This is a genomic window from Neobacillus niacini (assembly GCF_030817595.1).
In the GTDB taxonomy this organism is placed as follows: domain Bacteria; phylum Bacillota; class Bacilli; order Bacillales; family Cytobacillaceae; genus Neobacillus; species Neobacillus niacini_G.
The window spans coordinates 154,221-176,439 of the sequence record NZ_JAUSZN010000001.1; the positions used below are offsets into that span (position 1 = coordinate 154,221).

The 22,219-nt window shown below is 39.3% G+C and carries 22 protein-coding genes; 19 read left to right on the top strand and 3 right to left on the bottom strand.

Features of this window, described 5'->3' with window-relative positions:
• Positions 1-2: 2 nt before the first annotated feature.
• The 4 genes from QFZ31_RS00920 to QFZ31_RS00935 are packed head-to-tail and all read left to right on the top strand — an operon-like array spanning position 3 to position 3,695.
• The gene (locus QFZ31_RS00920) at positions 3-983 is read left to right on the top strand and encodes a sulfonate ABC transporter substrate-binding protein (RefSeq protein ID WP_307300070.1); all 981 of its coding nucleotides are present in this window, start codon (positions 3-5) and stop codon (positions 981-983) included.
• 14 nt (positions 984-997) lie between these two features.
• Complete coding sequence (gene ssuD / locus QFZ31_RS00925; protein ID WP_307300072.1) at positions 998-2,131, top strand: FMNH2-dependent alkanesulfonate monooxygenase; 1,134 nt, start codon at positions 998-1,000, stop codon at positions 2,129-2,131.
• 7 nt (positions 2,132-2,138) lie between these two features.
• Positions 2,139-2,897: an aliphatic sulfonate ABC transporter permease SsuC gene (gene ssuC, locus QFZ31_RS00930; protein ID WP_307300075.1), complete on the top strand. Its 759-nt coding sequence runs from the start codon at positions 2,139-2,141 to the stop codon at positions 2,895-2,897.
• A gap of 15 nt (positions 2,898-2,912) precedes the next feature.
• Positions 2,913-3,695, top strand: coding sequence for an ABC transporter ATP-binding protein (locus QFZ31_RS00935; RefSeq protein WP_307300077.1), 783 nt, complete (start codon positions 2,913-2,915; stop codon positions 3,693-3,695).
• 540 nt (positions 3,696-4,235) lie between these two features.
• On the opposite strand, the gene QFZ31_RS00940 is transcribed toward QFZ31_RS00935, so the two are convergent.
• On the bottom strand, positions 4,236-5,468 hold the full coding sequence (locus tag QFZ31_RS00940) for an endo-1,4-beta-xylanase (RefSeq protein WP_307300079.1): 1,233 nt from the start codon (positions 5,466-5,468) through the stop codon (positions 4,236-4,238).
• A gap of 396 nt (positions 5,469-5,864) precedes the next feature.
• Here QFZ31_RS00940 and nikA point away from each other — a divergent pair, with 396 nt between their 5' ends.
• The 9 genes from nikA (at position 5,865) to QFZ31_RS00985 (ending at position 13,891) form a co-directional block, all read left to right on the top strand.
• Positions 5,865-7,487 carry a nickel ABC transporter substrate-binding protein gene (gene nikA / locus QFZ31_RS00945; protein WP_307300081.1) on the top strand — a complete coding sequence of 541 codons (1,623 nt, stop codon included), beginning with the start codon at positions 5,865-5,867 and terminating at the stop codon, positions 7,485-7,487.
• Positions 7,488-7,507: 20 nt separating this feature from the next.
• Positions 7,508-8,452, top strand: coding sequence for a nickel ABC transporter permease subunit NikB (nikB, locus tag QFZ31_RS00950; protein ID WP_307300085.1), 945 nt, complete (start codon positions 7,508-7,510; stop codon positions 8,450-8,452).
• The gene (nikC, locus tag QFZ31_RS00955; protein ID WP_179600721.1) at positions 8,449-9,282 is read left to right on the top strand and encodes a nickel ABC transporter permease subunit NikC; all 834 of its coding nucleotides are present in this window, start codon (positions 8,449-8,451) and stop codon (positions 9,280-9,282) included. The genes nikB and nikC overlap by 4 nt, the downstream gene beginning before the upstream one ends.
• 16 nt (positions 9,283-9,298) lie before the next feature.
• Entirely contained in the window at positions 9,299-10,126 is an 828-nt protein-coding gene (gene nikD / locus QFZ31_RS00960; protein WP_307311300.1) for a nickel import ATP-binding protein NikD, read from the top strand.
• Positions 10,127-10,152: 26 nt separating this feature from the next.
• Entirely contained in the window at positions 10,153-10,962 is an 810-nt protein-coding gene (nikE, locus tag QFZ31_RS00965) for a nickel import ATP-binding protein NikE (protein WP_179600717.1), read from the top strand.
• Positions 10,963-11,047: 85 nt separating this feature from the next.
• Entirely contained in the window at positions 11,048-12,364 is a 1,317-nt protein-coding gene (locus QFZ31_RS00970) for an MATE family efflux transporter (RefSeq protein WP_307300088.1), read from the top strand.
• 95 nt (positions 12,365-12,459) lie between these two features.
• Positions 12,460-12,981, top strand: coding sequence for an ECF transporter S component (locus tag QFZ31_RS00975; protein WP_307300089.1), 522 nt, complete (start codon positions 12,460-12,462; stop codon positions 12,979-12,981).
• A gap of 113 nt (positions 12,982-13,094) precedes the next feature.
• Positions 13,095-13,427 (top strand): thermonuclease family protein, encoded by a 333-nt coding sequence (locus QFZ31_RS00980; protein WP_307300092.1) that lies wholly within the window; start codon positions 13,095-13,097, stop codon positions 13,425-13,427.
• Positions 13,428-13,783: 356 nt separating this feature from the next.
• A complete protein-coding gene (locus tag QFZ31_RS00985) occupies positions 13,784-13,891 on the top strand; it encodes a hypothetical protein (RefSeq protein WP_407074827.1) in 108 nt (35 codons plus the stop codon).
• Positions 13,892-14,108: 217 nt separating this feature from the next.
• Here QFZ31_RS00985 and QFZ31_RS00990 read toward each other — a convergent pair whose 3' ends face one another.
• Positions 14,109-15,602 (bottom strand): response regulator transcription factor, encoded by a 1,494-nt coding sequence (locus QFZ31_RS00990; protein ID WP_307300094.1) that lies wholly within the window; start codon positions 15,600-15,602, stop codon positions 14,109-14,111.
• The gene (locus tag QFZ31_RS00995; RefSeq protein WP_307300097.1) at positions 15,599-17,341 is read right to left on the bottom strand and encodes a sensor histidine kinase; all 1,743 of its coding nucleotides are present in this window, start codon (positions 17,339-17,341) and stop codon (positions 15,599-15,601) included. The genes QFZ31_RS00990 and QFZ31_RS00995 overlap by 4 nt, the downstream gene beginning before the upstream one ends.
• A gap of 294 nt (positions 17,342-17,635) precedes the next feature.
• Between QFZ31_RS00995 and QFZ31_RS01000 the strand changes: the two genes are divergently transcribed.
• From QFZ31_RS01000 to QFZ31_RS01025, 6 genes are all read left to right on the top strand, one after another.
• Positions 17,636-18,502, top strand: coding sequence for a carbohydrate ABC transporter permease (locus QFZ31_RS01000; RefSeq protein ID WP_307311302.1), 867 nt, complete (start codon positions 17,636-17,638; stop codon positions 18,500-18,502).
• On the top strand, positions 18,499-19,314 hold the full coding sequence (locus QFZ31_RS01005) for a carbohydrate ABC transporter permease (protein ID WP_307300099.1): 816 nt from the start codon (positions 18,499-18,501) through the stop codon (positions 19,312-19,314). Before QFZ31_RS01000 ends, QFZ31_RS01005 begins: the two co-directional genes overlap by 4 nt.
• Before the next feature lie 93 nt (positions 19,315-19,407).
• A complete protein-coding gene (locus QFZ31_RS01010) occupies positions 19,408-20,235 on the top strand; it encodes a sugar phosphate isomerase/epimerase family protein (RefSeq protein ID WP_307300101.1) in 828 nt (275 codons plus the stop codon).
• Positions 20,236-20,247: 12 nt separating this feature from the next.
• On the top strand, positions 20,248-20,595 hold the full coding sequence (locus tag QFZ31_RS01015) for a Gfo/Idh/MocA family protein (RefSeq protein ID WP_307300104.1): 348 nt from the start codon (positions 20,248-20,250) through the stop codon (positions 20,593-20,595).
• 114 nt (positions 20,596-20,709) lie between these two features.
• Entirely contained in the window at positions 20,710-21,084 is a 375-nt protein-coding gene (locus tag QFZ31_RS01020) for a hypothetical protein (RefSeq protein WP_307300105.1), read from the top strand.
• Between the two features lie 116 nt (positions 21,085-21,200).
• On the top strand, positions 21,201-22,217 hold the full coding sequence (locus QFZ31_RS01025) for a Gfo/Idh/MocA family protein (protein ID WP_307300108.1): 1,017 nt from the start codon (positions 21,201-21,203) through the stop codon (positions 22,215-22,217).
• The last annotated feature ends 2 nt before the right edge of the window (positions 22,218-22,219 follow it).

Consider the following 22,219-nt stretch of genomic DNA (forward strand, 5'->3'; position numbering starts at 1 on the left):
CAATGAAGTCAAAACGAAATAAATTCATGCTGATTAGCTTGACCCTGTTTTTATTTTTACTTAGTGCATGCACCAATCAAAACTCCACAGAAAAGGCTTCCGGTGATAAGAGTGGAAGTACAACTATTCACATCGGTTATCAAAAGTTTGGTTCACTAAATTTCCTAAAAGCAAAAGGAACATTGGAAAAGAAGCTAGAGCCTTTGGGATATAAGGTAGAATGGACTGAGTTTCCAGGGGGTCCTCAACTGCTAGAAGCATTAAATGTAGGCAGCCTGGATTTCGGGCATACTGGTGAGGCACCTCCTATCTTTGCTCAGGCAGCAGGCGCACCATTGGTCTATTTCGCTAATGAGCCGGCTAATCAAAAGGGTGAGGGCATCCTTGTTCCTAAAGATTCAGAGATTAAGAGTATTAAAGATTTAAAAGGAAAAAAGGTAGCCTTAAACAAAGGGTCTAATGTTCATTATTTGTTAGTTAGAGCATTAGAAGAAAATGGACTGAAGTATGAAGATATCGAAACGGCCTTTTTACCTCCAGCCGATGCAAGAGCTGCCTTTGAAAAAGGGGCTGTGGATGCCTGGGTAATTTGGGATCCATTCTTAGCAGAAGCGCAAAGACAAACGGGAGCACGTATTTTGGTAGATGGTACTGGGCTAGTCAACAATCGTGAGTTCTTCCTTGCCTCTAAAACATTTGCCGGAAAACATCCGAAGGTCCTTGAAATCCTCATTGAGGAATTAGGGAAAGAAGAACAATGGGTGAAGAATAACCAATCAGAGGCAGCTGAGTTTTTAGCTCCGCAAATTGGAATTGATAAGGAAACACTGGAAGTGGTACTCGGACGCAGAGCATTTGGCATTGAACAGATTACAAAGGAACGAATAAAGGATCAACAAGAAATTGCAGATAAATTTTTCGAACTAAAGTTAATTCCGACAGAGATAAACACATCCGAAGCACAATGGAAACCAAAAAAGTAAGAGGAGGAAAAAAGATGAATGTATTTTGGTTTATACCCACGCATGGAGATTCACGATATTTAGGTGTAACGACCGGAGGAAGAGAAGTGAATACTCCTTATCTCCAGCAAATCGCTCAAGCAGTAGACAATCTCGGGTTTACTGGTGCATTACTGCCGACTGGAAGATCATGCGAAGATGCGTGGGTAGTAGCGAGTTCGTTAATTCCAGTGACCTCACGTATGAAATTTTTGGTGGCAGTTCGTCCTGGTATTATGTCACCAACCAATGCAGCCCGTATGGCTGCAACCTTTGACCGGTTATCGAATGGAAGACTCCTCATTAACGTTGTAACAGGGGGCGATCCTGTAGAACTTGCGGGTGATGGTATCCATCTATCTCACCAAGAACGGTACGAGCTGACAGATGAATATCTAACGATTTGGAAGGACCTGATGGAAAAAGGAGAAGCCAATTATTCAGGTACTCATTTAGAGGTTTCGGGGGCAAAGCAATTATATCCTCCAGTTCAGAAACCATATCCTCCACTTTATTTCGGAGGCTCTTCGGAAATAGGACAGCAAATTGCGGCAGATCATGTGGATGTATATTTGACTTGGGGAGAGCCGCCAAAGCAAGTTGAAGAAAAAATAAAAGCCGTAAAAAAATTAGCGGAGGAACGAGGAAGGAAACTCCGTTTCGGCCTCCGCCTCCATGTCATTGTTAGGGAGACAGAACAAGAAGCATGGGACGCAGCCAACAGATTAATCAAGTATGTTGACGATGATATGATAGCGTCTTCGCAAGAGGTTTTTTCCCGGATGGACTCTGTAGGCCAAAAGAGAATGTCCGAACTTCATAGAGGCAGGAGAGATCATTTAGAAATCAGCCCTAACCTTTGGGCTGGGGTCGGATTGGTACGTGGCGGTGCAGGTACGGCACTTGTCGGAAACCCAGAAACAGTGGCCAAAAGAATGAAAGAATACGAGGATATTGGAATCGAGACGTTTATATTATCCGGTTATCCGCATTTGGAAGAGGCCTACCGCGTATCGGAGTTATTATTCCCACACTTGAATCTAGAGGGAATGAGACCTTCGTCCATTGTAAGTCCATTTGGTGAGATTATGGCGAATAACATCTTACCCCAAAAAAAGGCAGTGAGGTAGGAGGCATATGAAAACGAAAAAGATTTTACCATGGATTATTCCAATAGTATTACTGATTACTTGGCAGGTTTCATCTTCTATTGGGATTCTTTCCAATAGAGTACTCCCAAATCCGATAGATATCTTTACGGCAGCAGTCGACCTCTTAAAGAGCGGCCAGCTGGTATCGGATGTCTGGACCAGTACGAAAAGGGCCTTTGTTGGATTTTTGATTGGCGGGGGAATCGGTTTTGCTTTGGGGTTGGTCAATGGCATTTCCAAAATTTCAGAGAGTTTGCTAGATTCTTCCATTCAGATGATCCGTAATATCCCGCATTTGGCTTTACTGCCCATTGTCATCCTGTGGTTTGGGATTGGCGAGGAAGCGAAACTGTTTCTTGTTGCCCTAGGAACGTTTTTCCCAATTTATCTCAATACCTACCATGGGATTCGTTCGGTTGACCCCTCCTTGATTGAAATGGCGTATGTATATGAACTAAAAGGATTTTCTTTGTTTTGGCATGTCATATTTCCCGCTGCACTGCCATCCATCCTTGTTGGCGTCAGATTTGCACTAGGGATTACCTGGGTAACATTAATCGTAGCGGAAACGATTGCCGCTGATTCAGGAATTGGTTATTTGGCCATGAATGCTAGGGAATTTATGCAGCTAGATGTCGTGATATTGAGTATTCTGCTTTACGCACTATTAGGAAAGCTGTCTGATGTGATGGCAAAGCTAGCGGAAAAACAATTTTTGAAATGGCATCCCAGCCATCAGAAGTAAGAGGAGGCAAAGAAGATGGCAACAAAACAACCGATACTAGAACTTTCAACTATCCGGAAAGAATTTGATGGGAATGAGGTATTAAAAAGTATCGATTTACAGGTGAATCGAGGAGAGTTTATTGCAGTGGTTGGAAAAAGCGGCTGCGGCAAAAGCACCTTACTGCGTATTATGGCGGGACTCGAAGCCCCCAATTCAGGTGCATTAGTCGTAAACGGTAAAGAATTAAAAGGGCGTAATGATTTGGCCAAAATTATGTTTCAAGATGGAAGGCTTCTCCCTTGGAAAAAAGTATATGATAATGTAGCACTCGGGTTAAAAAAGGAAGCCCAGAAAGAGCAGATTGATAAAGTTTTGACACAAGTAGGATTGGCGGACCGTGCCTCTTCTTGGCCCTCTGAGCTTTCCGGGGGTCAAAAGCAAAGGGTAGCACTTGCAAGAGCCTTGATTCATGAGCCGGAACTGCTATTACTGGATGAACCGCTCGGTGCTTTGGATGCTTTGACACGTCTAGAAATGCATGAATTGATTGAAGAATTGTGGAGTGAAAAGCAATTAACCGCGATTCTTGTTACCCATGACGTCGAGGAAGCAGTAGCGCTAGCGAACCGTGTCATTTTAATCGAAGAAGGCAAAATTGTACTCGAAGTTCCTGTCCGTCTTCCTTACCCACGGCACCGGGACCACCCTCTATTCACGAAACTAGTCAGCCAAATCCTAAATAAGATTATGGGTCATAAACGACGGGGGATCTCTACGGAGGTAGCTTCTGCAAGCTTGCCGGCCATGGAATCGTGATAATCTACATGAAAATTATTTAGTAGGAATACAAAAGCCTTATTTATATAAACCATCAAAATGAGGTTCTCTTGGATTTTACTCACTACTCTTTAAATAAGATGACTTGTCCTTAATCGAGTAACCAGTAAAATAATAACCGGAGATTTTCCGGTTAAATGCAAAATGGAGCTCGTTTCGGGTTAAATAAGCGGAGGATTTCCGCTTATGTAATGCAAAATCTCCCATTTTCAAATTTTTTGAGCTAATAGGCGGAATCTCTCCGTCTATTAAAGCTTTTTTTAACAATAATTACAAATTAAGCGGAATTCTTCCGTCTATTTATCCTGCTCAGGTGCTTAATTTAACCTGCCCCCCTGACCGGTAAGTGCGGACCCTACTTAATCATAGATCTTATGTCAATGTTAATGAAATTTCGTAGAAACCCATTATATAAAGAAAAAGACGTATGCCAATTCATACGTCAATTCTTGTGTCTTTTTTAAAAGGAATTCTTTACGGAATTTGGCAGTAAACTTTAATTCTTTTTTAGTACATCAATTAGATTGTAATCTGTACGGTTTCAGCTACTTTGTCTAGTTTAAAGCTGACTTTCTTATCTCCACAAACAAGATCATAATCACCTAGGAATCCTTCAAATGAAACCATTCCATTGTCATCTGTCTTACATTTCACATTTGTGGACCAGTCACCTTTAATCAGTTTCTTCAATACTTCATAAGCTGGTTTTGGGCTATTATCTTTTCGGACAAATCCAGCTGGAGCACCAAGCCAGGCACCATCATCACTGAAGGACCAGGTTGTAATGGCTTCTACCTGAGGATGTTTAAACAGAATCGAATACATTTCTTCCACTTCTTTTGCCTGTCGTTCTTCAAACTCTGGTGTAGATGGCCATTCAGGAATCTGATAGTCATTTAGGTCTTCTATATCAGAAGGCATAAGATGTCCGGATGTCAATGTATTTTCTGTAAAGTGCAGGGGAAGACCAAAGTGGGAGAAACGGTCTAGTACTTCTTCTAATTTCTCACGTCCCCAATATCCCTGATGCTGATGTGACTGAATGCCAATCGCATCAATGGAAATACCAGCCTGCAGGCATCCATCAATTAAGATTTCATAGTTAATAGAAGTATTAAAGTCATTTAATAATAGTGTTGCACCATGATTAAATTCACGCGTTTTTGCAAACATTTCTTTTATAATGCCAACACGACCAAGGTCTTTAGAGATTCTTGTGATACCATTGTCATATTTATCAAAGATTGGCATAATCACAACTTCGTTGATCACATCCCACATATCGATTAATCCTTTGAAATCTGATACTTCTCGTTCAATTCTAGCAAACTGTGCTTTCAGAATCTCTTCATTACTCATATCTAAAAGCCATGGAGCCGTGACGGTGTGCCAGCAAAGAGGATGTCCTTTCACAGTTACATTTCTTTCTCTTAACCATTGAGCTGCAGCCTTTAATTCATTTGTACGTGGTTTTCCTTTTTCAGGCTCGAAGGTTCCCCAATAGAAAGGCAGTGTTGCAGAGTTAAATACATCTAAGAATTTATCCAGTTTATCTTCTAAAAATGCAAGTCTGTCTGCTGGTACATTTTTGTTTGCTACTTCGATTGCATCGAAAATACCGCAGCCAAATAAGAACTTATGATTTGTCAGATTAAGTGATACTTCCTTTCCTGTAACTGGATATCCTGCTGCATCGACAAGTTTGATGGTCTTGCTCGCCATTCGGTGTGCAAATTCATTTGTTTGTACCATTATCCTACCTCCATATTCATACCGTTTCTCACAGTTCTATTAAAAGAAAACGCTTTCGTAATTCAACAAAAGTTTATCAAACTTTGTATATCCAGTAAACTAACCATTATGCTCATCTATAGTTTTTAAAGTAAGTAGTTTAATAATTATGGTAGTTATAGAGAGGATCGCTAATTCAGCTATGATTATATGTTTCAGTTTGAAATAGTAATTCAATGTAACTTCGATAGGTAATTAGAAAAGTGTCTGTAAAAACCGGTAAATTACTAACGAAAGGGAATTGCAGATAGTAAGCTTTTTCATAAAATGTTATAACAATAGAATAGTATATTGACAAGACATTGTGATGCTTTTACAATTGAAAATGATTATCAACTTCAATTGGGAGGCAACTATATGTTTTATACGATAAGTCGTCGGAATATTTTATTAACATCTATCTTTATTTTCTTATTATCATCAATGTTACTTGGGTGTACAAATGCTAGTGATGAAGCTTCAACGTCTAAGGACGATAATGAAAACATGCTCACAATCGCATGGCCGAGGGATGTTGGCGCAATGAATCCACATGTTTACAATCCTTCACAATTATTTGCTCAGTCAATGGTGTATGAACCGTTGGTAAGCTACGGGACAGGCGGAGAGCTAAAACCGAATCTAGCAGAGTCTTGGGAAATTTCAACCGACGGAAAAGTATATACCTTCCATTTACGTCAAAATGTGAAATTTTCCGATGGAACAAGCTTTAATGCAGATATAGTGAAAAAGAATTTTGATACAGTATTGAATCATATGGAATTACATAGTTGGTTAGGATTTCTTTCGAAAATAGCTAGTACGGAGGTAATCGACGAATTTACGTTTAAAATGACATTAACGGAAGCCTATTATCCAACCATTCAGGAGTTAGCTGTTGTTCGACCAGTTCGTATGTTAGGTGAAGCGGGATTCCCTGCAGATGGTGATACCTCCAAAGGTGTCGAAAAAGCGGTTGGTTCTGGTCCTTGGATTTTGGATGAGTATAAACAAGATGAATATGCAATTTTCACACGAAATGAAAATTATTGGGGTGAGCTTCCAAAAGTAGAAAAAATTAAAGTGAAAGTCATTCCTGATGCGGAAACGAGAGTACTAGCGTTTGAAAAAGGTGAGCTGGACTTAATTTATGGAGAAGGTGTGATCAGTTTAGACGCTTTCAAACAATTGGAATCTACTGGTAAATATGAAACTACCATTTCTGATCCAGTTGCTACGAGGCAGCTTGTTTTAAATACAACGAGAGAAACGCTTTCCGATGAACGTGTTCGCCAAGCATTACATTATGGATTTAATAAGGAAGCAATGGTAAAAGGAATCACTTCTGGACTAGAAGAATCAGCAGATTTTATTCTACCGACAAACTTGCCTTACACTTCCGATATTGATGTTGAGTCCATTGACTATGATGTTAAAAAAGCAGAAGCGTTATTAGACGAAGCGGGCTGGATACTTCCTAAGGGGAAAAGTGTTCGTGAAAAAGATGGAAAGCCGCTTGAAGTAGAGATGATGTACGATTCAGCTGAATCTATTCAAAAAGCAATGGCAGAAACCCTCCAATCAGAATGGGCAGCCATTGGTGTAAAATTAAATATTGTTGGAGTGGAGCTTGCCGTTCAAGTTCAAAGATTTAAAGATAATGAATTTGAGATTAATTTCTTTAGTAACTATGGTGCTCCATATGATCCGCATACATTTATTAACATAGTGGCAAAAGAAGGCTTTGGATTTAATGAAGCCATTTCAGCTTATCCGAACAAAGCGGAAATACTCAAACAAATCGCACTGATTCCGCAGACAACAGACGAAGCAGAACGTCAACAGCTTTACACATCTGTTTTAACATCACTGCAAGATCAGGGAGCCATTCTTCCTATCTCTTATATTAAGAAAACAGCAATTTATCAAAAAGATGTCACGAACTTCAATTTCTCTGCGAATCGTGACGAAAATCCATTCACAGGAATTAGCATCAAGTAGTAAGCAGGTAGGAGGCTATTATGGGCACTTATATAATAAAACGAATAATGTCCATTATCCCGGTTTTTCTTTTGGCCGCACTTCTAACGACTGGGATGATTCACCTTTCACCAGTGGATCCGGCCGAGGCTTATTTAACAGCAGCTCATATTGAACAGACTGATGAAATTTTGGCCCAGAAAAGACATGAGTTTGGTTTAGATCAACCATTCTTTATGCAATATGTAAACACTATTATGAAGATATGCCAACTTGATTTTGGCATATCTTATGTTTCGAATAAGCCTGTTTGGGACGAGGTTATATACCGAATACCAGCGACCCTCCAGTTAGCTCTTGGGAGTTTATTCCTAGCAGTGCTCGTCAGTGTCCCTCTTGGTTTTTTTGCAGGAGTAAAGAAAAACAGTGCGATTGATCATTTTAGTCGATTACTCTCCTTTTTCGGGGCATCTATTCCTTCTTTTTGGCTGGGTTATATATTGATTTTTTTCTTTTCTGTCAAATTGGATCATTTCCCGGTCGAGGGGATTGGAACATGGCAGCATCTTGTTCTGCCTTCCGTTACACTCGCGCTTCCTTTGATTGCGATGTACACAAGATTATTGCGTACAAGCATTCTTGAGAACTTACAAGAGCCTTATGTGCTATTCGCGAGGACAAGGGGGATTCAAGAAAAAACGATTATGGCCAAGCATATCTTAAGGCTTGCGATTTCCCCAATGATTACTGGTCTGGGGATGAATCTTGGGAAACTTCTGACTGGAACGATTATCGTGGAGACCGTTTTTTCTTGGCCTGGGTTTGGCCGTTATTTTATTGAAGCGATTTTTAATCGGGACATACCTATCATTCAATGCTATGTACTGATAGCCGCTAGTCTATTTATCCTTAGCAACCTATTGGTGGATCTGATTCAAATGTATATTGACCCGCGCATATCTAGGAAGGAAGGGCAACAACGATGATAACCAGTATACGCAGGATCTTTATAAGTCAAAAAGTGATTCCGATATGTTCCGTTATATTAGGAATTCTTTTCATCATTACGATGTTGGCTCCCTGGATTGCTCCCAATGATCCGATTGCGGTCAATTTAGCTTTTAAACTACAGCCGCCTTCCTGGGAATTCCCATTAGGAACTGATCATTTGGGAAGATGTAACTTATCACGCCTTTTATATGGGGGAAGAATATCTTTAGGTTTCGCTATGCTTATTTTCATTTCATCTTTAACGATTGGTTTAATGATTGGAACCTTTTCCGGATATAAGGGCGGCTTTGTGGATCAGGTTTTGATGAGATTTTGTGATGGTGTGATGGCTTTTCCTAGTCTTATCCTTATACTTGGACTGGTTGGTATTTTCGGTCCTGGGCTACCGCAGGTCATTTTAGCGCTGATGCTTGTGCAATGGGTCTATTATGCGAGAATGTTCCGAGGAATGGTTCTTAGTCTGAAAGAACAGAACTTTATTGCTGCTGCGAAAATAAGCGGCTCGTCTCAATGGAAGATTATTAGAAATCATATTGTCCCAAATGTACTTCCTCCGCTAGTCGTCATGGGCACATTAGAAATGGGTTGGGCCATTATGGATATATCCGCCATGTCGTTTCTAGGATTAGGAGTACAACCGCCTACTCCTGAATGGGGAGCGATGATCCACGAAGGAAAGTCGTATATTCGGACGAATCCAGAATTAATGCTTTATCCAGGTCTTATGATTATGCTCGTGATTGTGACATTCAATTTATTGGGCGAAGCGTTATCCGAACGTTACGGTGTTAAACGTCGATCTTAAAAAAGGAATGAGAATGTTGGGTACAGAACAGTCGAATGTGTTACAAGTAAGCGATTTACACGTACAGGTAAAAACAAAACATGGTGCTACCACACTTGTTGCGGATATCAATTTAGAACTAAAGCGTGGGAAGGTACTTGGGATTGTCGGGGAAAGTGGATGCGGTAAAACTGTTACGAGTATGTCGATACTTCAGCTTCTCAATCGGAAAACGACCACGATTAAAGGCAGTATCGAATTACTTGGACGTGAATTGAATGGTTTAGGTGAGAAAGAAATGCGTGAGATCCGTGGCAAGGATATCGCCTTTATTATGCAAAATCCGATGAATGCTTTTACGCCTGTTTTTACGATTGGTCATCAATTTATTGAAACCATACGTTCACACACAAAATGGAATAAAAAACAAGCAACAGAGCTGGCGATTGAGGCAATGCATAATGTCAATTTACCAGATCCTGTTAAACTATTAAAAAACTATCCTTTTCAATTGAGCGGCGGTATGCTTCAACGGGTCATGATTGCCATTGCAGCATGCTTACATCCAGCAGTTATTATTGCCGATGAACCAACAACTGCACTTGATGTAAATAATCAAAAGAAAGTGCTGTACCACCTAGATAAAATTCGCTCTGAATATGGATCTGCCATATTATTAATCTCCCATGATCTTGGGGTCATTTCCGAAATGGCAGATGAAGTTGCTGTTATGCAGAATGGCCGAATCGTAGAAAAAGCGGATGTGTTCCAACTATTTGATCAGCCCCAGCATGAGTATACAAAAAAACTATTAAATGCACGCTCAACATTACATTCAGATGAATCTGTCATTCATTTGGCTTGACCTAGGCATCTATAAGGGGTGGAAAAGTGAGTTTATTACAAATAAATGAAGTAACTCATAGCTATGGATCCCGAACGGTTTTCAACTGGAAAGACCGCTCAAAAAATATACTTTCCGACATTTCTCTCTCTATTGAGGAAGGTACCTGTTTAGGATTGCTTGGTTCGAGTGGTGCCGGTAAAAGTACCTTAGGAAGAGTGATTCTTGGTCTGGAACGACCGCAATATGGACAGGTTTTGTTTCAAGGGCATGATATTTATACCGCAGATAAGCAAATCCGTCAAAAAATTCGTCGTGATCTTCAGGCTGTCTTTCAGGACTCATACTCATCGGTCAATCCTCGAATGACGGCCGAACGAATTATTGCAGAGCCGCTAGAAAACTATGAAAAGCTAACCGTTGCTGAGCAAAAACGAACCGTTATTGAATTATTAGAAAGAGTAGGGTTAAGTGAAGCGGACTTAAAAAAATATCCAAATCAATTTAGCGGTGGTCAATTGCAAAGGATTAATATTGCAAGAGCCATCTCATTAAAGCCGAAGCTGATAGTCCTAGACGAATCTGTCAGTAGTCTAGATATGGTGACTCAAACCCTAATTTTAGAATTACTGAAGGAGTTAAAAGCAAACTTCGGATTATCCTATCTCTTTATTACGCATGATATTAAAGCTGCCTATACAATTAGTGATCGATTAGGTGTACTAGAAAAAGGAAAATTGGTCGAGCTTTACGATGAAAAGAAACAGTTTTTTACTTCAGAACATCCTGTAGCAAATGAGTTGAGAGATTCAATGCTGGCAGAGCACCCACGTTTTCGTTCGGTTAGACGCGCTTAAGTAAAAATTTTTGGAATGCCTCGATTTCATTTCTAAAATCGGGGCTATTGTTTTGATTAGTAATGATAGAAGGAGGAACTTCCTAATGAATCATCGTGCGTACCTAGCATTGGCGATTCCCCTGACGATTTCGACCATGACAACGCCCTTGTTAGGTGCTGTAGATACAGCCGTTGTGGGGCAGCTTCCCGATTCGGCATATATTGGAGGAGTTGCAGTAGGGACTCTTATATTTAATACTTTGTATTGGGTATTCGGGTTTTTACGGGTTAGCACATCTGCTTTTGCTGCACAAGCGAGCGGGGCAAGTGATCCTGCTCAAGGAATACTTTCTTTAGCTCGTCCATTCCTTTTAGCTGTTGTAGTTGGGGTGTGTTTTATTCTCTTGCAATGGCCGATTGAATATGGTGCGTTAATCTTGTTTTCCTCAGATTCTGATGTCACTAAGTTTGCGGCTGAATATTTTCGAATTAGAATTTGGGGAGCACCCTTTACATTGATGAATTATGTTATCCTCGGCTGGTTAATGGGGATGGCTAAGATTAAAGAATCATTATTATTACAAGTATTAATGAATGTTTTGAATATGATTTTGGCCATTCTTTTTGTCCATGTATTTACATTTGCTGTCAAAGGGGTAGCTGCTGCTGCTTTGATTGCTGAAGTGACAGCCTTTATATTGGGGTTACTCATTATTATGAAAGCATCTCCATTTAAATGGAGATTACCATCCTTTCAAGAACTAGTAGACACACAGTCTATGAAAAAGATGTTTAACGTTAACAAGGATTTGTTCATTCGAACGATTTGTTTATTAGTCGTTATTAATATGTTTACAGCAAAAGGTGCTTCCTTTGGTACAGACTTACTTGCTGCAAATGCTGTGCTTTTTCAAATACATTATATCATGGCTTATTTCTTCGAGGGGTTCGCCAATGCCACGAGTATTCTCGTCGGCAAAGCGGTAGGAGCAAGCGACAAGGAATTATATAAAAAAACACTTACATTATCAAAGCAATGGTCAGTGATTACAGCTGTTGTAATAGCGAGTGTATATGGATTATTTCAAGAACAAATCATCTCTCTTTTTACCAATCTACCACGTGTACTTGAACTTTCAACGACGTATGGAACATGGCTTATCCTTTACCCGTTTGCTGCGTGTTTTGGCCTTGTCATATATGGTGCCTTCACCGGAGCAACAGAAATAGCTCCCGTTCGCAACTCCATGTTTTACGCAATGATTGTCTATATCCTTATACAAATTACGGCAACACCTATCTGGCATAATCATGGCTTATGGCTGGCTTTCATTGTTTACACGATTGGGCGATCTGGATTCCTAGTCATGTATACTCCTAGATTAAATAAAAAAATGTTATATGTAATGAAAGGAATCTGAAAGTTTGTGCTTACACTATAAGTTTTATTAGAACTTTCTATTTATTTTGTATATAATTGTGTGATATTATTTTTAAAAAAAGAAGAGGTTATCATATGAATTCACTATTCGCACCGACAGAATCAACGAAAACAAAAACAATCGTCATCAATTCTCTTTTCATCGCATTAACCCTTGTAGCTACGATGTTCATCAACATTAAGCTCCCAATCATGGGGAACGGAGGACTCATCCATCTCGGTAACGTACCTCTTTTTATAGCAGCCATTGTTTACGGTAAAAAAACAGGGGCAGTAGCAGGTGCGTTCGGTATGGGCTTATTCGATCTTCTCTCTGGCTGGGCACTTTGGGCACCATTTACTTTTATCATTGTAGGCGCAATGGGCTACGTAGTCGGACTTATCTCCGAAAAAGTACCGGGGAAAAGGATGTTTGTTAACACGTTAGCCGTTGCTACTGCACTCATTATTAAAGTGGTTGGCTATTATTTTACAGAAGTGCTCCTTTATGGCAACTGGATACAGCCATTCGGTTCCATCCCTGGAAACATCATGCAGGTCGCGATTGCTGGTATAATCGTAATACCTCTTGTAGGACGCTTAAAGAAAAGAGCTTGATTGGTACAGGGCGGGTTGTTCGTCCCCAGTATTATAGAAATAGAATGAAGACACTCACAATTATTGATTTATCGATAGTTGTGAGTGTTTTTTTGTTGCTGAAAGTGTTCTCATTGAAGAAATTTACGTTAGTCGAAATCATCGATGGAGATACCATTAAAGTGAATCTTAACGGAAAAATCGAAACGGTACGCTATTTGTTGATGGATACACCGGAATCAAAAAATCCAAAAAAATGTGTCCAGCTCTATGCAAAGGAAGCGTTCTTACGGAATAGCAAGCTGGTTAAAAGCGGAATGGTAACCTTGGAGTTTGAAGGGGAAAACACAAGAGATGCCTACCGACGACTGTTAGCCTATGTTTTTGTCGATGGAGAATCGATTCAAGGCACACTGCTAAGAGAGGGGGTACGCACGTGTGGCGTATATCATGAATCCACCCTATAAATACCTTGAAGCATTTAAGAAGGAGGAAAATCTAGCAAAAAGGGAGAAGATTATCATCTGGAGCAGGTGGAACTTTGTTACCATTTTGGCAACATTTTGGTCACGAACTATAAATAACTATTGATAATTAGAAATAATATATCCAAATTATATTACTCGGCTTTTTTTATTAGTTGGTGCCCGAATGATGCCATTTAAATTGTGGTGCCAAGTTATTATATCAAGCAATCCATTTAAATGATCTACTGCGATACTTTCAATGGAATCAGTTACATGAGAATAGGTATCCAATGTGATCTTTCTTATATCGTGAGTCGTATTATAACAAGGACACGTACAATCATTCCCTTGAAATCATTGTCTCGAAAAACAGAAATGGTCCAGTTGGAAGCATCGCTGTAAATTACAAAGAGCATACGGCAAGGATTGAGGACCAGAAGGAACAGAGTCTTTCCGTTGAATAACTTCGATTAGCACTTTGTGAACGAAGCCTACGGACGGACGATATAAAAATCTAATATAGAGGTGTTATCACATGTTAGTGAAAGATGTTTATCTGGATTGTTTCCATTTTGAAGAATCCCCATTGATAGACTGATATTTAATTCTTGGAAGCATCTCTTAAAAATAGAGATGCTTTTTTCGATAGAATGGTACGTATGGAACTGGACCTAAATTGCTTCAATCAACTCGTAGACGGTCACGATAATCCGATGGATAACAACCATAATAATCATAAAACAATTTAGTAAAGTGCCGAGTACTAAAATATCCAACACGTTCGGAGACCTGCTGAACTTGGATACCAGGATTCGATAGGAGCTCCTTAGCTTTCAACATACGGGTACGTGTCAAATATTTCATAAAAGTGATTCCCAATCGCTTGCGAAAAAGAGTACTTAGGTAGTTGGGAGTGACGTTTAACTGATTGGCAATTTGATTAAGACCAATATCTGACATAAAGTGTTGGTCAATATATGAAACAACTTGGGTAATAAGGTCAGTAGGACTAACGTGGGCTTTTGATTTCACTTCAAGCATCTGTTCGCTGTGTTTACACAAATCTTCCATCCAGTATTTTAGATCATCCGCAATGTTTAATTGGTGACCTATAGAAAAATGAAGGAAATGGGCAATATTTGCTTTTATTCTAGTGAACATGCTGTTTGGAATCTCCTTAAAGATGGTTCCAATAGAATCTAATATCTTCATGTAACTCAAAAACTCATGATTTCTATAGCTTTCTGCTAAATCTATCAATAACTTACTAAGTTCAGGCAAGTAGGGATTCGACCCCCAACTGCTCAATTCTTTAATCGACAAACATCTATTAACATTAGCCACAGCTCGGAGAGGAGATAGTTCTTGGAGTTGTTTATATTGCTGAAAGAGCGATTCTATACTGGAGCAAAGGTCCGATTGAAAGATAGTGATAGCGAATGCACGTCCGTTAACCTGCTGAATTAATTCCCGATTTCCTTCAAATTGGGTGTACAGTTGAGCTCTCTTTGTTTCTTTTTCTTCACTACAACCCCAGACAGATGCCAACTCCCCATTGGATAGGAGCATGAGAGCCCTTCTGCTTTGGTTCCCCTGGGATTCGTTGGTATTCTTTCGTAATTGTTGACTGATATCTTTAAGCTGTTCAGCGAGAAACGTTTCGGGTAAGTAACTATCAATAAGCAAAAAAGAACCATAAAACTGTTTGTTAACTAATAAACAGTTCTTTTCATTTGAGCAAGGCAAGCGATTGTAGTGAGAAATTAATTCACTTTCAAATTGATTATTTAATGTAAGATTTCTTTGTTGGTACTGCTGTAAAAGACCATCTAGAGATTCAGCTAATTCTTCAGGGCTAACTGGTTTATTGATATAATTGGTGGCACCTAATTTAATCGCTTCTTTAGCATATTCAAAATTGGAATAACCAGTTAAAATAATCCACTGCGTATCTGGGGAGAAGGGTTTTGCTCGGCGAATGACGTCCAGTCCATTCCCCTTTGGCATGCTTATATCAACAAACACAATATCCGGAGTCGTAGCTTTTACCATTTGAATGGTCTCTTCACCATTTTTCGTCTCACCAATTAACTCCAGCGATAAATTCAGTTCTTCAAGCATGCTAATTAAACTAGATCTTACTAAACTTTCATCGTCGGCTATCAGGACTCTCATTTTTTCAAATCCTCCTCTGGTATTCTGATTTCAATCTCTGTTCCAGCTCCTAATTGGCTTTTAATCTCAAATTGTGCACGCGGATAACTTATTATTAATCGCTCTTTTACATTGTTAATGCCAATCCTATTATTCTCATAGAAATCACTTGTTAAATCGAAGCCAAGCCCATTGTCGCGAACGCTCATCAATAAATAGGATTTATCATCTAATTTATCTCGTTTAGCTACAATGGTAACAACGCAGGGACGCTCGAGTAGCTCTACACCATGGATAATCGCATTTTCCGTCAGTGGTTGTAAAAGAAGTTTGGGAACCTTCCAATGTTCCATTTCAGGCTCGCAGTGAATTTGTACATCTAAGCGCTCTGTAAAGCGTAATTTCTGCAAATTACAATATTTTTGTAAAAAATGCAGCTCCTGCTTGACTGTCGTCCAATCGCCTTGGTCAAGAATGTAGCGAAGCATACCGCTCAATCCCAATATCGCCTTTTCTAGTCCTTTCGTATCCCCAAGGCGATTTAGCCCAATAAATCCATTAAGAGTATTATATAAAAAGTGAGGTTGAATCTGTGATTGAAGAGCTCGAAACTCAGCATTTTTCTGATTGAGGGCCGCTCTGAATTCTCGGTCTATCATTTTATTAAGTTGTGAGATCATCGTATTTAAGGCATTCCCTAGTTGTGCAACTTCATCTTTACCGTGTATATTAAAACGTACCTTTAAATCACCTTCCTGTACTTCTTTCATAACCTTAGTCATCTCTTTAAAGGGCTTAATTAACCAGCGGGATGTGACAAAGAAAATGATGAAGATTACTATCACTCCGCCAATCGAAATACATAATCCTGCAAGGTACATCCATCTCACTTTTGCTTTTAGCTCTGAATTAGATAGTAAAACCATTACTTTCCATTTTGTCTTCTCGATCACTTTTTCTACCGTCACATAAGTATCATTTGCTCCTTTAATGATACTTTTTTTCTCATCAAGCTGCTTCAACACCTGATTAGGGATTGGATGATTGGAATAAATAAGCTGTCCTTTATCATCAAAAATGGCAGTTGTGGACCTTACATTAAATTTAATATCTTTGAGTATTTTTTTTAGGATCACGGTATCTGCATCAGCCATCATGACCGCTAGCGGTTTAGATGAATCAGGATCCTTTATCAGTCGGGCGACCGAAAAAACTTGAGAAGCTTCATCTTTCTTCAAGTAATCTTGGAAATGTGCACTTATAAAAGCCACTTTACCATCAGCCTTCACGGCTTTTTTATACCAGTTTTGACTTTTATACTGATAATTGGGTTTAGCTCCAGTTGAATAATTGTTAGAAGTTACAAAGACAGACCCGTCAAAGGGGAGGAGAATGGTTCCAAGAATATCGTGCCGAGTATTTTTTAAATAGTCAGGGAGCGTATTATACAAGGCTCGATCAGCAACTAACTTTGTGTAAGGGTTGGCCCTCTCGTACTGACCGCTCGCTTTTAACTTTAAGGAAAACATGACATCTTCATTGAGATAAGGGGTAATTGTTAATCGTTCCAAATCATCAAGATAGGTTTCAATATTCTGGGTCAGCGAGCTTAAAGTGTTTTCTGTAAGCTTTTGAGTTTCTTTTGATAGAAGAGAATGATAATAAAATGGCATCGCAAAGCCAATGATTAACACAGGGATTACGGTGGTTAGTATGAAAAGAATCGTTAGTCTAAAACGTAATGAATAGGTAAATTTCATCGCTATGTACTCCATTCAACATTGTTATACCCAACACCCTATGAATTTAAAAATTAAAAAATATAACTAGATTAAAAATAAGCGCTTCCATTGTAGATTTGGTACATGTGAAAATAAATGGATATTATATATTATCTAAATATACAGAATTTATAGAAAATGTAAAGAAGGGAGATTCAATCTAATAGCAGACACTGTAGGAATGGAGGGATATAAATGATTGTTGAGTCTAAGATAGAAACAAGTCAAACCCAACCAGTAAATAAACAAAAGACAAGAGCCTTTGAAAAATTAATGAATAGTAAAGCTTTGCTAAATTTAATGTATCTCCCCACTTTAATCCTGTTTTCAGTTTTGATTTTTTTCCCCTTTATTAAAGGTATCGACATCTCCCTAACCAATTGGGATGGTTATTCTCAAGAATTTCGTAGGATTGGATTGGAAAATTACAAACGAATGTTTTCTGACCCAGATATTTTGAATGTAATAAAAAATACGTTTATTTATGGGGCTGGAAGTACATTATTCCAAAACATTATCGGTTTAGGATATGCGATCTTGCTGAATATAAGTATAAAAGGAAAAGGCATTGTCCGAACGATTGTCTATTTGCCGGTAATTATCAGTCCATTGATTATGGGATACATATGGTATTTTTTCTTCCAATTCAATGGGGGGGCAGTCAATGATATCATCCTATTATTTAGAGACAAACCTATGAATCTATTGGCAGATTCCGAAGTGAACGTTTGGATTATTACTTTTGTCAATACCTATCAGTACCTAGGAATTGCGATGATTGTCTATTTAGCTGGACTGCAATCGATATCAAAAGATTATTATGAAGCGGCCCAATTGGATGGGGCGTCTGGTTTCTCTCAATTTAAAAACATTACCCTACCGCTTTTAGCACCCTCGATTACGATTAACGTGGTAATTAATCTCATAGGAGGTCTCAAACTGTTTGATGTTATTAAAGCAATGACAGATGGGGGACCAGGTTATGCTTCTTCCTCTCTATCATCAATGATGTATCAGATTTACTTCGCCCGCCAAGATGCAGGATATGCCGCTTCCTTAGGAAATCTGATGTTTGTCATCATCTGCCTAGTAAGTTTATCAGCACTATTCTATTTACGAAAAAGGGAGGTGTCGGAATGAATAAAACGACTAGAAAGTTTTTGCCTCTAATCTTCATCATTAGTATATTTCACATTCTCCCATTCTACGTCCTGATCACAACTTCCTTTAAAGCTGTGGATGACGTAAGTTCGAAATGGGTGTTCCCTGGTTATTGGTATATTGATAACTTTATCAATGTTTGGAAGGGGGCGAATCTTGGACAGGCGTTTTTTAACAATATTATCATCACCGTCGTTTCAGTTTTGTTGACCGTGGTACTTGGTGCATTCGCAGCTTACCCTTTAGCCCGATACAAAACACGATTGAATCGATTTATGTATACCTTGTTTATTTCCGTATTGATTGTTCCACCGCTCACGATTCTAGTACCACTTTACAAAATGTTTGTAGATGTAGGAGCAATGAATTCCAACTGGGGGATTATTTTGTTGCACGTAACGTTTCATTTACCGATGACCATTTTTCTATTTACAGGATTTATCGGAACAATCCCACGAGAGTTGGATGAGGCAGCAATGATAGATGGCTGTACAAGATTAAGCCTATTCGTGAAAGTCATCATCCCGCTGCTAAAACCTGTAACCGCAACAGTAGTGATTCTTGCAAGTGTTGGAATTTGGAACGATTACCAGTTCTCGGTATTCTTCCTTTCGGATCCAGATGCACGTACGATTACAGTTTCTCTATCCTCTTTCTTTGGTCAGTACAATAACAACATTGGCTGGGTTGCAGCCGGTTCGCTTACGGCAGCATTACCGATTACCATCGTTTACTTATTTTTACAACGATACTTTATTACTGGCCTATCGGCTGGTGGGGTTAAAGGATAAAGTGAAGGAGGTGATAGTGGTAATAATCCTCTATGTTTATGAAAAATAGTGATAGGTAGTTTTGAAATTGAAAAAATTAAAGGGAGTGACAATATGAAAGTATCATGTGCAATGCTTACTTGGGGAAAAGAGTTTGAAAAAGCGGTGGTTGAAGCTTCAGAATTGGGGTATCGCGGGTGTGAAGCATTTAATAGAATACCTATGCAGTACGAAGCTAAGCTCGATAAATTTAAAGCTTTATTAGCGAGAAATGAATTAACTCTTTCATCGTTATATGTTGAAGGGTATCTCACCGATATAGAAAAAAGACAGGAATTAGTTGACTACTCTGAACGTGTAGCTAAATTTCTAATTGCAAATGGCTGTGATAATTTGGTTTTAGGACCTTCTTATCGACCGGCAGAAGGTCCAACAGCTGTGCAATTGAAAATTGCTGCCGAGACGATCAATCAGATTGCACAGAAATGTGCAGACTTGGGGGTTAAACTAAGTGTCCATCCTCATCTAGGAACAGAAATTCAAAATGAAGATGAGATGGATGCGATCATGGAAATGACCGACAGCAGAAAAGTTTTCCTTTGTCCAGATACAGCCCAGCTCACTAAAGCTGGTATGGATGTAGTGAAAGTACTTAAGCGCTATAAAGATAGAATTGGATATGTACACTTAAAGGACTTAAAAGAGAATGTCAATGATCCCTTCGAATATGGAAAAGAGGCTGTATTTTTCACTGAGATGGGAAGAGGGACAATTGATTTTGTTCCGATAATTGATTGCTTAAAAGAAATCAATTATCAAGGATGGTTAGCAATCGAAGTTGATTCTCCAAATGTGGGTACGGCGAAGGAAAGTTTAACAATATGCCGGGATTATATCGAAAATGTTCTAGGGTTAAGGATTCAAGGGCAGAGGGTTTCATAAAGGAGCCATTCGATGAAAAAGGTGAATCTTGGAATTATTGGATGCGGATTCATTAGTTCTATTTACATCAAAACATGCACAGAGCTTCCTATTATTAACATAATTGCATGTGCTGATTTGGATGTGGATAGGGCGGAAGAAAAAGCAGAAGAATTTGACATTCCAAAGGGGTGTTCGGTAGAAGAGCTACTATCTGATCCAAACATTGACTTGGTCCTTAATTTAACCATCCCGGTTGCCCATGCTACGGTGTCTATCTCCCCATTAGAGTCGGGAAAACACGTTTATTCGGAAAAACCATTTGCGGTTTCCTTAGAAGATGGGCAGAGAATGGACCTTTGTCAAAAGAGAAAGGTTTAATTGTCGGTGTGGCACCTGACACTTTTTTAGGGGTCGGACTTCAATCGTGCCGGAAATTAATTGATGAAGGATGGATTGGTCAACCTATTGCTGCTACAACCTTTATGATGAGCCATGGAACAGACACTGGCATCCGAATGCTTCGATGTGTGGGGCCATCAGCTTCCATATATTGAGATTTATGGTACAACCGGTTCCTTAAAGGTTCCTGACCCTGATACCTTTGGGGGTGCGATTTATCATCGCAAGCAAGGAGAGGATAATTGGACTGAGGTGCCGTTAACCCATGGTTTCAGTGAAAATAGCAGAGGGATAGGCCTAGCCGATATGGCTAATTCTCTTCTAACTGAGCATCAACATAGGGCTAATGGAGAGTTGGCTTATCATGTACTTGAAATCATGCATGGCTTTCATCTTTCATCTATTAATCAAGCACATTATCAATTAAAAAGTACTGTGAAAGACCAGAGCCTTTACCAAGTGGGATGACGTTTGAATCGTTTAATGGAGAAAAAATTAATTAATAATCTATCTTTCGGCCGGATTCGTTTTTCGATTGGAAGCGATGAAGGCCAAAGATAAGTTTTGAGAATTGGAGGAACAAAATGACTGATTCAGTGATAAGTTGGGGGATTCTTGGATGTGCCAGTATTGCTAAGGAGGCTGTAATTCCTTCGATTCAACAATCAAAAAACGGTGTGGTCAGTGCGATCGCCAGTCGTGATTTAGAAAAAGCTAAACGGACAGCAGAACAATGTGGAATCCCCACTTCGTATAGAAGCTACGAAGAATTGCTTTTAGATACCACCATTGATGCTATCTATATACCGCTTCCCAATCATCTACATAGCGAGTGGACTATCAAGGCAATTGAAGCCGGCAAGCATGTATTATGCGAAAAGCCTTTTGCTTTAAACACCGATCAAGCAGAGGAAATGACCGAGGCAAGTAAGCTAGCAAAAAAAATCCTCGCAGAGGGGTTCATGTACCGCCATCACCCGCGCTATGCAATGATTAAGGAAATGGTTGAAGCAGGTGACATAGGTGAAGTTAGAGGAATTCATGGTGAATTCTTCTTCAATAATGCTGAAGATTATAACAATGTAAGATATAAGCCGGAAATGGGAGGAGGTTCCATCCTTGATGTAGGAAGTTATCCTATCAATGCCATTAGGTATCTATTAAATCGTGAACCAGAGGCTCTTACCGTAAATGCCTTCTTCTCTCCTTCACATGGAAATGTAGATATGATGGCATCTGGACTCCTAGAATTTTCAAAGGGAGTATCAGCAACCTTTCAATGCAGCATGTGGGCTGATTATAAGAATAGTTTGCAAATCTTAGGCACCAAAGGCAGAATCGAAATTCCCTTTGCTTTTTCATGTAATACGGAAACAGGAAATTTCTTTATATCTTCAAAGGGGAAACGTACGGAAGTCTCCGTACCGAAAGTTAATCAGTATATCCTACAAATCGAACATTTTAACGAGAGCATCTTAAATAACGAACCATATCCTATTAGTCTTGAAGATTCCATTAACAATACACGTGTACTTCAGGCATGTCTGAAATCTGCTCAAGAGCGGTGCCGTATGGAATTATCTGAAATAACCATTCAGTAGTA